Annotated in this window: 12 protein-coding genes; 5 read left to right on the top strand and 7 right to left on the bottom strand. The window is 70.8% G+C overall.

The annotated features are described in order from the left end of the window. Nucleotides 1-9 precede the first annotated feature (9 nt). The 4 genes from ABT171_RS10335 to ABT171_RS10320 form a co-directional block, all read right to left on the bottom strand. The gene (locus ABT171_RS10335) at nucleotides 10-570 is read right to left on the bottom strand and encodes an RNA 2'-phosphotransferase (RefSeq protein WP_351241895.1); all 561 of its coding nucleotides are present in this window, start codon (nucleotides 568-570) and stop codon (nucleotides 10-12) included. A gap of 120 nt (nucleotides 571-690) precedes the next feature. Beyond that, complete coding sequence (locus tag ABT171_RS10330) at nucleotides 691-1,638, bottom strand: MerR family transcriptional regulator (protein WP_351241893.1); 948 nt, start codon at nucleotides 1,636-1,638, stop codon at nucleotides 691-693. A 1-nt stretch (nucleotide 1,639) separates the two neighbouring features. Next, nucleotides 1,640-3,394 carry an SDR family oxidoreductase gene (locus ABT171_RS10325; RefSeq protein ID WP_351241891.1) on the bottom strand — a complete coding sequence of 585 codons (1,755 nt, stop codon included), beginning with the start codon at nucleotides 3,392-3,394 and terminating at the stop codon, nucleotides 1,640-1,642. Further along, a complete protein-coding gene (locus ABT171_RS10320; RefSeq protein WP_351241889.1) occupies nucleotides 3,391-4,236 on the bottom strand; it encodes a M24 family metallopeptidase in 846 nt (281 codons plus the stop codon). Before ABT171_RS10320 ends, ABT171_RS10325 begins: the two co-directional genes overlap by 4 nt. Before the next feature lie 252 nt (nucleotides 4,237-4,488). On the opposite strand from ABT171_RS10320, the gene ABT171_RS10315 reads away from it, so the two are divergent. The 5 genes from ABT171_RS10315 to ABT171_RS10295 all read left to right on the top strand — a co-directional run bounded on the left by ABT171_RS10315 (nucleotide 4,489) and on the right by ABT171_RS10295 (nucleotide 8,336). Beyond that, a complete protein-coding gene (locus ABT171_RS10315) occupies nucleotides 4,489-5,472 on the top strand; it encodes an ABC transporter ATP-binding protein (protein WP_351242337.1) in 984 nt (327 codons plus the stop codon). Next, complete coding sequence (locus ABT171_RS10310) at nucleotides 5,462-6,370, top strand: ABC transporter permease (protein ID WP_351241887.1); 909 nt, start codon at nucleotides 5,462-5,464, stop codon at nucleotides 6,368-6,370. Before ABT171_RS10315 ends, ABT171_RS10310 begins: the two co-directional genes overlap by 11 nt. After that, nucleotides 6,367-7,278, top strand: coding sequence for an ABC transporter ATP-binding protein (locus ABT171_RS10305; RefSeq protein WP_351241885.1), 912 nt, complete (start codon nucleotides 6,367-6,369; stop codon nucleotides 7,276-7,278). The genes ABT171_RS10310 and ABT171_RS10305 overlap by 4 nt, the downstream gene beginning before the upstream one ends. Before the next feature lie 10 nt (nucleotides 7,279-7,288). Next, complete coding sequence (locus ABT171_RS10300; RefSeq protein ID WP_351241883.1) at nucleotides 7,289-8,008, top strand: ABC transporter permease; 720 nt, start codon at nucleotides 7,289-7,291, stop codon at nucleotides 8,006-8,008. A gap of 76 nt (nucleotides 8,009-8,084) precedes the next feature. Next, a complete protein-coding gene (locus ABT171_RS10295; RefSeq protein ID WP_351241881.1) occupies nucleotides 8,085-8,336 on the top strand; it encodes an SGM_3592 family protein in 252 nt (83 codons plus the stop codon). A 497-nt stretch (nucleotides 8,337-8,833) separates the two neighbouring features. On the opposite strand, the gene ABT171_RS10290 is transcribed toward ABT171_RS10295, so the two are convergent. The 3 genes from ABT171_RS10290 to pheA form a co-directional block, all read right to left on the bottom strand. After that, nucleotides 8,834-9,637 carry an HAD family hydrolase gene (locus ABT171_RS10290; RefSeq protein ID WP_351241879.1) on the bottom strand — a complete coding sequence of 268 codons (804 nt, stop codon included), beginning with the start codon at nucleotides 9,635-9,637 and terminating at the stop codon, nucleotides 8,834-8,836. Then, complete coding sequence (serS, locus tag ABT171_RS10285; RefSeq protein WP_351241877.1) at nucleotides 9,634-10,911, bottom strand: serine--tRNA ligase; 1,278 nt, start codon at nucleotides 10,909-10,911, stop codon at nucleotides 9,634-9,636. The genes ABT171_RS10290 and serS overlap by 4 nt, the downstream gene beginning before the upstream one ends. A gap of 527 nt (nucleotides 10,912-11,438) precedes the next feature. Next, nucleotides 11,439-12,374 (bottom strand): prephenate dehydratase, encoded by a 936-nt coding sequence (gene pheA, locus ABT171_RS10280; protein WP_351241875.1) that lies wholly within the window; start codon nucleotides 12,372-12,374, stop codon nucleotides 11,439-11,441. Nucleotides 12,375-12,455 lie beyond the last annotated feature (81 nt).

Here is a 12,455-nt window from a genome sequence, read left to right as displayed (position 1 = left end):
TGCCCTGTGTCAGTGGGGCTGCGGAAAGCGCAGGTAGCGCGGTGGTACGGCGTTCGTCAGCCAGACTCCGTTGGCGCTGACGCGGAAGAGGTGGCCGTCGCGGTGCATGGCGCCGGCGTCGACGGCGAGTACCACGGGGCGGCCACGGCGGGCACCGACCCGGGCGGCGGTCTCGCGGTCGGCGGAGAGGTGGACGTCGTGCCGGCTCATGGGCCTGAGGCCGTCGGCGCGGATCGCGTCCAGGTTCCGGGCGACGGTCCCGTGGTAGAGGTACGGCGGCGGGACCGCCGGGGGCAGGTCGAGGTCGACCTCGACGCTGTGGCCCTGGCTGGCCCGGATCCTGCTGCCCTCGATCGCGAAGCGCCGCTTGTCGTTGGTGGCCACCACGTGGTCCAGTTCCTCGCGTGTGAACCGGAAGCCGTGCGCGGTGGCCGCGGCGATCAGCGTGTCGATCTCCACCCAGCCGCCGGGATCCAGCGTGATCCCGATCAGCTCCGGCTGGTGGCGCAGATGCCTGGAGAGGTACTTCGACACCCTCACGGTGCGTCTTTCGTCGTATGGCCCGCTCATACGCTCAGCATGCGGGAGGGGTGTGCATCGCGCAGGTTTTTTTGTTCGTAGGTTTGATCCACAACCAAGTGGAGTTATCCACAGGCGAATTGACGAATCTGTGGACAAGTGCTGCCCCTTTTAGGGCGGTTCGTCAACTTGCCTGGCAGTCACGCCATCTGCGGCAAGCTCATCCAAATCGCGTGCCATCACCTCGCGTTCGGCGGCCAGTGCGATGAACTCGGACACGTGCCCGCTCCCAACGAGCCGTTCCACGGCGTCGATCGTCTTGGCGGGAAGGGCGACCGAGCGGGTGCCGGGCTGCTCTTCCCGGGGCTGCTCCGCACCGAGACGCGTACGCAGGTGCCGGGTCGCCAAGGAGCGCATGGCCCGGGCCAGTTCGGCGTCCATCGTCTGCTGGGCCAGCGGCCGCAGCCGGCGCACGAGCGAGGCTGCCTCCGCCGCGTGCGCGTCCGTGTGGCGCTCCGGATCGTCCAGGTAGCGTGCGAAGACGTGCTCGGTGGTGAACTCCAGGAAGCGGGCGGCGATGTGCTCGACCTGCCCCCTCAACTCCCGCAGATGGCCCGAGATCGCGGAGAGCGGAACCCCGGCGGCATGCAACTCCACGGCCACGGACAGCTCTTGGGGGCTTGGCACGAGGAACGCGTCTGGATCATCGTCGACCCGCTCCAGCACCCCGAGTTCGACCGCCTCGCTCACGGCGTCGTCGTCGGGCGTGCCGCCGAAGCGGGCGTCCAGCTCGGCGCGCGTGACACGGTCGGGGCGCTCGTCCGTCCACGGCCCCTCCACCTCGGTGACCAGGCCGAGCACGCCGCCCAGGCCACGGCCGGTGTCCCAGGCGTCCAGCAGTTCCTTGATCGAGGCCAGGGTGTAGCCGCGGTCGAGGAGGTGGGCGATCTGGTGGAGCCGGGTGACATGCGCCTCGGAGTAGACGTTGGCCCGGCCCCGGCGCTCGGGCCGGGGGAGCAGACCGCGGTCCTGGTAGGCGCGGATGGTCCGGACCGTGGTGGCGGTGTGGTGCGCGAGGTCCTCGATGCGGTAGGTGCGCCGGGGCGGTGGGCCGGTCATGTCACAGCCTCGGCTCCACGCGCGCGATCCGCCGCAACGCCCCTGGCAGGAAACGGGACATGAGGTGGGCGCCGCGGGCCTCCGGGGTCACCGGGACGACCGCCCGGTTGCGGGCCACCGCGTCCAGGATCGCCTCGGCCACCTTCTCCGGCGGGTAGTTGCGCATGCCGTACAGGCGGGCCGAGTTCTTCTGGCGGCGGCGCTCCTCCGCCTCGTCCACACCGGCGAAGCGGGCCGTCGAGGTGATGTTGGTGTTGACGAAACCGGGGCAGATCGCGGTGACACCGATGCCCCGCCCGGCGAGTTCGGCGCGCAGGCACTCGGAGAGCATCAGCACCGCCGCCTTGGAGGTGCTGTAGGCGGGCAGGGCCCGGGAGGGCTGGAAGGCCGCCGCCGAGGCGATGTTGACGATGTGGCCGCCCTGGCCGCGCTCGGCCATCCGGCCGCCGAAGAGCCGGCAGCCGTGGATCACGCCCCACAGGTTCACGTCGAGGACCTTGCGCCAGTCGTCGGACGTGGTGGCGAAGAACGAGCCCGACAGGCCGATGCCCGCGTTGTTGACCAGCACGTCCGGCACGCCGTACGCGCGGTGCACCTTCTCGGCGAGCTTCTCCATCGCCTGCTCGTCGGAGACGTCGGCCGTCTCCGCCCAGGCCTCGGGCGCGCCGGCCAGCCGGGACAGCTCGGCGGTGCGGGCCGCGGCCTCGGTGTCGCGGTCGACGGCCACCACGCGCGCGCCGGCCTCCGCGAACGCGAACGCCGTGGCCCGCCCGATGCCGCTGCCCGCGCCGGTGACCAGCACCAACTGGCCGCCGAACCGGTCGGCGTGGCGGCCGGTGGCCGTCGGCTCCGGTCGGCCGCCTTCCACCGACATGATGAACTCCCCGATCCAGGAGGCGAGCTGGTCCGGGCGGGTGCGCGGGATCCAGTGCCTGGCGGACAGCGTGCGCCGGGTCAGCCGGGGCACCCACTGTTCCAGGTCGTCGTACAGCCGCTCCGAGAGGAACGCGTCCCCTTGGGGCGTGATGAGCTGCACGGGCGCGTGCGCGTACGCGTCGGGGCGGGGCCTCGTCAGCCGGGCGCGGACGTTGTCGCGGTACAGCCAGGCGCCGTGTGCCGCGTCGGTGGGCAGTGAGGAGGTCGGATAGCCGTCGGCGGGCACCTTCTCGACCCGCTGGAGGATCTTCGGCCAGCGCTTGCCGAGCGGGCCGCGCCAGGCCAGCTCGGGCAGGACCGGTGTGTGCAGCAGGTACACGTACCAGGACTTGGCGCCCTGGCCGAGGAGCTGGCCCACCCGGCGGGGCGTCGGGCGCTTCACGCGCGCGTTGATCCAGTGTCCGAAGTGGTCCAGGGACGGCCCGGACATCGACGTGAAGGAGGCGATACGGCCCTCCGTGCGGCCCACCGTGACGAACTCCCAGGACTGAACCGACCCCCAGTCGTGTCCGACCAGGTGGACCGGGCGGTCCGGGCTGACCGCGTCCGCGACGGCCAGGAAGTCGTCGGTGAGCTTGGCCAGGGTGAAGCCGCCGCGCAGCGGCTGGGGAGCCGTCGAGCGGCCGTGGCCCCGGACGTCGTACAGGACCACGTGGAAGCGGTCTGCGAGGCGGACGGCGACCTCCGACCAGACCTCCTTGCTGTCCGGGTAGCCGTGCACCAGCACCACCGTCGGCTGCTCCGGGTCGCCCAGCTCGGCCACGCACAGCTCGACCCCGCCGGTCGCCACCCGGCGCTCCCGCGCGCCTTCCAGTGTCATTTCTCCTCCGCCCAGCGCCGCACGTGCGGCAGATCGTCGTCCAGCCAGAAGGCGCTCTCCCCGGGGTCCTTCGAGTCCGTGACCACGAGGATCTCCTCGAACTTCGCGCCCGTCCCCCGGAAGCCGAGGTGTGGTTCGACCGCCCACAGGCCCGGCTGCGGCGGGTGGTCCGAGAAGCGGTACGGCGACCACAGCGGCGACCAGCCCTCGCGGTGGCCGTGCAGCGCGTCGGCGGCCAGGCCCTTCAGGGACTGCGTACCGAAGCCGAAGAGGTGGGGGGAGAAGCGGCGCTGCTTCACACGGTCCACCTTGTGGGCGATCACGCCGAACGGGTACGCGCGGTGGCGGTTGGCGTAGCCCTGGCGGACCATGAGCCGGTCCACGTCCTCGTAGATCTCGCGCAGCGGGCGCCGCTCGCGCACCTCGCGCAGGATCAGCTCCCGGTGCGCCTCCAGGTCGGCCATCAGCCGGTCCTGCACCGGGTTCACGCCGAGCGAGCCCGAGTAGCCGATGTCCGCCGTGCACCCCCCGTACACCGGCGCCATGTCCAGGATGAACGGCATCCCGGGCTCCAGGGCGCGGTCGGTGGGGAAGAACTGCAGCGGGATGCGGAAGCCCGTGAACGCCGTGCGGTCGCCGAACCAGGCGAAGGGCAGGTGGAACCAGTCCCGCACCCCGCGCTCGCGCAGCCACTCCCGCTGCATCCGCGCCGCCTCGCGCTCGGTCACCCCCGGCTCCAGCCGCGCCGCGACCGCCTCCGCGCACTCGTAGGCGAGGCGCTGCACCCGCCGGAACCCGCCCAGTTTCCCCAGGAGTTGGCTGCTCGCTGCCGTCGTCGTCATGCCGCCCCGTCCCGTCGTGCCGTCGACTCGTCCACTCGTCCGGTCGACCGCGGTACGCGTCCGTAACTTGACACTGGTGAATGTGACAGTTGTTAGAGGCGACGTCAATAGGCTGGCCCAGGCTGTGGACAACGCGCGGTAGCCCTGAGGCAGGGCACCCCTAGGGCCCCGTAATACCTGGGTCTGACGCGAAGACGGCTCTGAGGTCTGACGACCGGCGTGGCCCGGATCACTACCGTGGTAGACGTGACTGTGATCGCGACCGAAAGCCTGAGCAAGCGGTTCCCCCGGGTGACCGCGCTCGACCGGCTGTCCGTGGACATCGGGCCCGGTGTGACCGGACTCGTCGGAGCCAACGGCGCCGGCAAGTCCACCCTGATCAAGATCCTGCTGGGTCTGTCCCCCGCGAGCGAGGGCCGCGCCGAGGTGCTCGGCCTCGACGTCGCCACCGAGGGCGGCGCCATCCGCGAGCGCGTCGGCTACATGCCGGAGCACGACTGCCTGCCCCCCGACGTCTCGGCCACCGAGTTCGTCGTGCACATGGCGCGCATGTCCGGTCTGCCGCCCACCGCCGCGCGCGAGCGCACCGCGGACACCCTGCGCCATGTCGGCCTGTACGAGGAGCGCTACCGCCCCATCGGCGGCTACTCGACCGGCATGAAGCAGCGCGTGAAGCTCGCCCAGGCGCTGGTGCACGACCCGCAGCTGGTGTTCCTGGACGAGCCGACCAACGGTCTCGACCCGGTCGGCCGGGACGAGATGCTGGGCCTGATCCGCCGCATCCACACCGAGTTCGGCATCTCGGTCCTGGTCACCTCCCACCTCCTCGGCGAACTGGAACGCACCTGCGACCACGTCGTCGTCATCGACGGCGGCAAGCTGCTGCGCTCCAGCTCCACCACCGACTTCACCCAGACCACGACCACCCTCGCGATCGAGGTCACGGACAGCGACACCCACCCCGACGGCACCCGCGCGGTCCGCGAGGCGCTCCACGCGCGCGGCGTGGTCACCGAGAGCGAGGGCGCCGGTCTGCCCGGCGCCGGACACATCCTGCTGCTGACCGCCCAAGGCGAGCAGACCTACGACGTGATCCGCGACGTCGTCGCCGACCTCGGGCTAGGTCTGGTCCGCATGGAGCAGCGCCGGCACCACATCTCCGAGGTGTTCACCAGCGGCGACGAGCGGAACAGCAACGACGACCAACGGAAGGAGGCCGTCGGCCATGGCGGTTGACCAGCCCCTGACCTCCCCCGCGGGTCACCAGACCCGCATCCACGACATCGGCTACCGCGGCTACGACGGCCCCCGCCTCGGCCGCGCCTACGCCCGCCGCTCGCTGTACGCGCAGTCCCTGCGCGGTGCCTACGGACTCGGCCGCTCGGCCAAGACCAAGGTGCTGCCGATGCTGCTGTTCGCGGTGATGTGCGTGCCCGCGGCCATCATGGTGGCCGTCGCGGTCTTCACCAAGGCGCATGAACTGCCGGTGGCCTACACCCGCTACGCGATCATGATGCAGGCCGTGATCAGCCTGTACGTCGCAGCGCAGGCACCCCAGGCCGTCTCCCGCGACCTGCGCTTCAAGACCGTACCGCTGTACTTCTCGCGGCCGATCGAGACCGCCGACTACGTACGCGCCAAGTTCGCCGCGCTCGCCTCGGCGATCTTCATCCTCACCGCGGCTCCCCTGCTCGTGATGTACGTGGGCGCGCTGCTGTCCAAGCTGGGCTTCGCCCACCAGACGAAGGAATTCGCCGAGGGACTGGTCTCCGTGGCCCTGCTCTCCCTGCTCTTCGCCGGCATCGGCCTGGTCATCGCCGCCGTCACCCCGCGCCGGGGCTTCGGCATCGCCGCGGTGATCGCCGTGATGATCATCTCCTACGGCGCGGTCAGCACACTCCAGGCCATCGCCGACGTGCAGAACCACTCCAGCGCCATCCCGTGGATCGGCCTGTTCTCGCCCGTCACGCTCGTCGACGGCGTCCAGTCGGCCTTCCTGGGCGCGACCGCCCGCAACCCCGGGGCCGTCGATCCCTCGGCCGGTCAGGGCGTGGTCTACGTCCTGGTCGTGCTCGCCCTGATCGCCGGCAGCTACGGCCTGCTGATGCGCCGCTACAAGAAGGTGGGCCTGTGACCACGCTCTCCATCGACCACGTCTCCCGCTGGTTCGGCAACGTGGTCGCCGTCAACGACATCACCATGACCATCGGCCCCGGCGTCACCGGCCTGCTCGGCCCCAACGGCGCCGGAAAGTCCACCCTGATCAACATGATGGGCGGCTTCCTCGCCCCGTCCACCGGCACCGTCACCCTCGACGGACAGCCGGTGTGGCGCAACGAGCAGATCTACCAGCACATCGGCATCGTCCCCGAACGCGAGGCGATGTACGACTTCCTCACCGGCCGCGAATTCGTCGTCGCCAACGCCGAACTGCACGGACTGGGCGACAAGGCGGCCCAACGCGCCCTCGCCACGGTCGAGATGGAGTACGCGCAGGACCGGAAGATCTCCACGTACTCCAAGGGCATGCGGCAGCGCGTGAAGATGGCGAGCGCGCTGGTCCACGATCCGTCGCTGCTCCTGCTCGACGAGCCGTTCAACGGCATGGACCCCCGCCAGCGCATGCAACTGATGGACCTGCTGCGCAAGATGGGCGACGAGGGCCGCACCGTGCTGTTCTCCTCGCACATCCTCGAAGAGGTCGAACAGCTCGCCCGGCACATCGAGGTCGTCGTCGCCGGGAGGCACGCCGCCAGCGGCGACTTCCGCAGGATCCGCCGGCTGATGACCGACCGCCCGCACCGCTATCTGGTCCGCTCCAGCGACGACCGCGCCCTGGCGGCCGCACTGATCGCGGACCCCTCGACGGCCGGCATCGAGGTCGACCTGACCGAGGGCGCGCTGCGTGTCCAGGCCGTCGACTTCGGCCGCTTCACCGCCCTGCTGCCGAAGGTCGCCCGGGACCACGGCATCCGGCTGCTCACGGTCTCGCCGTCGGACGAGTCCCTGGAGTCCGTCTTCTCGTATCTGGTCGCGGCGTAGGAGGCCGAAGATGTACGACCCCACCGTCGCCCGGCTCACCTACCGGGCCCTGCTCGGCCGCCGTCGGGCCCTCATCCTGGGCGCGCTGCCGCTGCTGCTGATCGTGCTCTCGGTGGCCGTGCGCGGCCTGACCGGAGCCGACGACCAGACCGCCGCCAATGTGCTCGGCGGCTTCGCGATCGCCACCATGGTGCCGATCATCGGCGTCATCGCCGGTACGGGCGCCATCGGGCCGGAGATAGACGACGGCTCCGTCGTCTATCTGCTGTCCAAGCCGCTGAAGCGGTCCGCGATCATCTTCACCAAGCTGATCGTCGCCATCGCCGTGACCATGGTCTTCTCGGCGGTACCGACCCTGATCGCGGGCCTGATCCTCAACGGCAACGGCCAGCAGATCGCCGTCGCCTACACGGTGGCCGCACTGGTCTCCTCCATCGCGTACTCCGCGCTCTTCCTGCTCCTCGGCACCGTGTCCCGGCACGCGGTGGTCTTCGGACTGGTCTATGCACTCGTCTGGGAGGCCCTCTTCGGCTCCCTTGTGCCCGGTGCGCGCACGCTGAGCGTCCAGCAGTGGTCGCTGGCCGTCGCCCACAAGATCACCGGGGGCGACCTGGTCACCTCGGAAGTGGGCCTGCCGACGGCCACCGTGCTGCTGGTGGCGGTCACCGTGCTGGCCACCTGGTACGCCGGGCAGAAGCTGCGGACGCTGAAGCTGGCGGGCGAGGAGTAGGCCTCCGGCGGCTCGACGGGAGTGCACGCCGGTCCGGGCGGACCGGGCACAGCGGAAGGACGGCAGGAGGCCGCTCATGGCAGAGGAGATACCGGGGAACGCGCCGAACGCGGGGCGCGGGCGGCCCGAGGGTGACGTCTGGGACGGGCTGGTCCTGGACGAGGACTTCATACGCGCCGCCGGGACCGCCGAGCCGTCCGCCCGGGCCCGGATGCTCGCCGCCCGCTGGCGGGCCGAGGAACCGGAGCCGCAGCCGTGGCGCTCCGAGGAGCCGCCGGCGGGCTGGTTCTTCAGCAGGGCGCGGCGCCGCAGGTGGCGCCGCCGGTAATTCGGTGGCGTCCAACTCGGCGGCGGGGCAGAGTGGTTGTGCCCCTTCCGCCGGGAACGTCCCGGCGCCATGTTCTGGGAGTGGAGGTGGGCGATGTCCATGCACGGCAGTACGCCCAGCTCCCGACAGGGCGGCCCGAGGCCGGCTCCGGTGTAGTTACCCCACCGTCGAGCCCTGAGGGGCAGCCCGGGGCGGCCGCTTCGAGCACGTGAGCGCTGCGCTTGCGTGGGCCGCCTTCCCTGTGGCCCTCTCCTGCGAAGAGGGCACCCGCGCTGGGGCGGCCGGATGAGTCGCGCAACTCGGTGCCATGAGGTTCCTCTCCCAGAGGGGGCACCCCCAGCGCCCACCCGCGCCGCCCCAGCGGCACGACTGCCCGCGGCTGCGTGGACTTCGCAGACAGCCGCACTGCAACCCCCAGGGGCGCGGGGAACCGCGCGATCAACCACAACGGTCCCGCACCCGGCGACGGACAGGGGCCCACGGCGGGACCCCTCCGGCTAGGCCAGGAAACGCTCCAGCACCACCGCGATCCCGTCCTGCTCGTTGGACAGGGTCACCTCGTCGGCCACCGCGCGGAGTTCCTCGTGGGCGTCTCCCATGGCCACCCCGTGGGCGGCCCAGGCGAACATCGGGATGTCGTTCGGCATGTCGCCGAAGGCGATCGTGTCCGCGGCCTTCAGGCCGAGACGGCGGGCGGCGAGGGACAGGCCCGTGGCCTTGGACAGGCCCAGCGGGAGCAGTTCCACGATGCCCTCGCCCGCCATGGCGACCGTGACGAAGCCTCCGGCAGCCTGCCGGGCGGCCTCCGCGAGCTCGTCGTCGCCCATCGTCGGATGCTGCAGGTAGATCTTGCCCAGCGGGGCCGTCCAGAGGTCGGACGCGTCCGTGAACGGGGTGGCCGGGAGGCTGCCGGTGACCGCGTACCCCGGCCCCACCAGCACCTCGCCGTCCAGACCGTCCCGGCTGGCCGCCAGGTACAGCGGGCCCACCTCGGCCTCGATCTTGGCCAGGGCCACGCCCGCCAGCTGCCGGTCCAGGGTCACGGACGTCAGCAGGCGGTGCGCGCCGGCGTCGTAGACCTGCGCGCCCTGGCCGCAGACGGCGAGGCCGTCGTAGCCGAGGTCGTCCAGGATGTGCCGGGTCCACGGGACCGCGCGGCCGGTGACGACGATGTGGGCCGCGCCCGCCGCGGTGGCCGCGGCGAGCGCGTCACGGGTGCGCTGCGAGACCGACTCGTCGGAGCGCAGGAGCGTTCCGTCGAGGTCGGTGGCGATCAGGCGGTACGGGAAACCGGCGCTCACTTCGCGACCGGCTCCAGGACCTCCCGGCCGCCCAGGTACGGGCGCAGCACCTCGGGGACCCGGACGGAGCCGTCGGCCTGCTGGTGGTTCTCCAGGATCGCCACGATCGTGCGCGGTACGGCGCACAGCGTGCCGTTGAGCGTGGCGAGCGGCTTGACCTGCTTGCCGTCGCGGACCCGGATCGACAGCCGGCGGGACTGGAACTCGGTGCAGTCCGAGGTCGAGGTCAGCTCGCGGTACTTGCCCTGGGTCGGGATCCACGCCTCGCAGTCGAACTTGCGGGCGGCCGAGGAGCCGAGGTCACCACTGGCGACGTCGATGACGCGGAACGGCAGCTCCAGCGAGGTCAGCCACTGCTTCTCCCACTCCAGCAGCCGCTGGTGCTCGGCCTGGGAGTCCTCCGGCGCGACGTAGGAGAACATCTCGACCTTGTCGAACTGGTGCACACGGAAGATGCCCCGCGTGTCCTTGCCGTGCGAGCCGGCCTCGCGGCGGAAGCAGGGCGAGAAGCCCGCGTACCGCAGCGGCAGCCTGTCGGCGTCGATGATCTCGTCCATGTGGTAGGCCGCCAGCGGCACCTCGGAGGTGCCGACCAGGTACAGGTCGTCCTTGTCGAGGTGGTAGACGTCCTGGGCGGCCTGGCCGAGGAAGCCGGTGCCCGCCATGGACTGGGGCCGGACCAGGGCCGGGGTGAGCATGGGCGTGAAGCCGGCCGCGGTGGCCTGGGCGATCGCCGCGTTCACCAGGGCGAGTTCCAGCAGGGCGCCGACGCCGGTGAGGAAGTAGAAGCGGGAGCCGGAGACCTTGGCGCCGCGCTCGACGTCGATGGCACCGAGCAGCTGGCCGAGCTCCAGGTGGTCCTTGGGCTCGAAGCCCTCGGCGCCGAAGTCGCGGATCGTGCCGTGCGTCTCCAGCGTGGCGAAGTCCTCCTCGCCGCCGACGGGCACGTCGGGGTGGACGAGGTTGCCGAGCCGGAGCAGCAGCTCCTGGGTCTCGGCGTCGGCCGCGTCGCGCTCGGCGTCGGCGGCCTTGACGTCGGCGGCGAGCTGGCTCGCCCGCTTCAGCAGCTCGGCCTTCTCGTCGCCGGTGGCCTTGGGGATGAGCTTGCCGAGCTGCTTCTGCTCGGCACGCAGCTCGTCGAAGCGGACGCCGGAGGACCTGCGCCGCTCGTCGGCAGACAGGAGGGAGTCGACGAGCGCGACGTCCTCTCCACGGGCGCGCTGGGACGCGCGCACACGGTCGGGGTCCTCACGGAGCAGGCGAAGGTCAATCACGGGGCCAAGGCTACCGGTGCCGGGTTGCCGCTCACGAATCTATTCCGAGCGTTCCGATTCGCGGCTTACGGTCCGTTATGCGGTAATTGCCGAGCGTGTCAAGGAAAAGTGTCTCACTCCCTGGGACGGGGCATGCCCTGGGCCTCGGGTTGACCGGATTCCCTTGTGGAGAAGGGGACTTGGCGGCTCGGTTGTCCACAGGAATCCGCACCCTCCGAAGAGTTATCCACAGGCTGTGTGGAAGGTCTGTGGACTTCGGAATTGATCACTCCGGTAGTGAGGAACGGAGGGAAGAATTCCCGGGTCAAACCGCCTCGACACCTGCTTTCGGGTGGAAAACGGTCGCCCTAAAAGATGAACCAAAGGAAACGGATGGGCGAAGGGTGACCCATGCGACGGTGACCCGATCTAGGGGCTGCAGGGCGATTTGTCGACCCGGTCACCCTCGTCTGTCGACTTGTCCCCAGGTCGAGAAGGGCACCTGTGGATAACCTCTGTGGATAACGATGGTATGCAGGTAGGACTGGCTAGAACCGGCCGTCCTGGCAGCGCGCCACCCAGTCCGCCGCCGCCATGAACTCCTCGTCCGAGGTCCCCGGCCGCGTCGCCGGAGCCCCGTCCGGGTTGATGTCCGCACGCGGATAGGAGCCGAGGAAACGCACCTGGAGACAGATCCGCTTCAGCCCCATCAGCGCCTCCGCCATGCGCCGGTCGGAGATATGGCCCTCGGCGTCTATGCAGAAGCAGTAGTTGCCGATGCCGGCGCCGGTCGGCCGGGACTGCAGCAGCATCAGGTTGATCCCGCGCGAGGCGAACTCACCCAGCAGGTCCCGCAGGGCACCGGGGTGGTCGTCGCGCTGCCACAGCACCACCGAGGTCTTGTCGGCACCGGACGGCGCGGCGGGCCGGGCCGGGCGGCCGACCAGCACGAACCGGGTCTGCGCGGTCTCCGGGAAGTCGTGGATCCCGGTCTCCAGGGCCTCAAGGCCGTACCGCGAGGCGGCGAACTCGCCGGCGAAGGCGGCGTCGTACCGGCCCTCCTGCACCAGACGGGCGGCGTCCGCGTTCGAGGCGGCCGACTCCCACGCGGCGTCGGGAAGGTTCTTCCGCAGCCAGTTGCGCACTTGCGACTGGGCCGCCGGGTGGGCGGAGACCGTCTTGATGTCCGACAGCTCGGTGCCGGGCCGGACCAGCAGCGCGAAGGTGATCGACAGCAGCACTTCGCGGTAGATCATCAGCGGCTCGCCCGCGACCAGCTCGTCCAGAGTCGTGGTGATACCGCCCTCGACGGAGTTCTCGATCGGTACGAACGCCGCCTCGGCCTCCCCGGTCCGCACCGCGTCCAGCGCGGACTGCACCGACACATACGGGATCAGCTCCCGGGTGGCCGCCTCCGGGAGCGTCCGCAGGGCGACCTCGGTGAAGGTGCCCTCCGGGCCGAGATACGCATAGCTCGCTGGCATGTCCTCACCCTAATGGGCGCAGGGCCCAGCGGCCCCGGCGTCCCGTGAACACCACACGACCGGGTGGTTTGGTTCCGGATA

It is taken from the genome of Streptomyces sp. NPDC001851, assembly GCF_040297165.1.
Classification (GTDB): domain Bacteria; phylum Actinomycetota; class Actinomycetes; order Streptomycetales; family Streptomycetaceae; genus Streptomyces.
The sequence above is the reverse complement of the archived record's forward strand: the minus strand, read 5'-3'. Positions and strand labels throughout refer to the sequence as shown.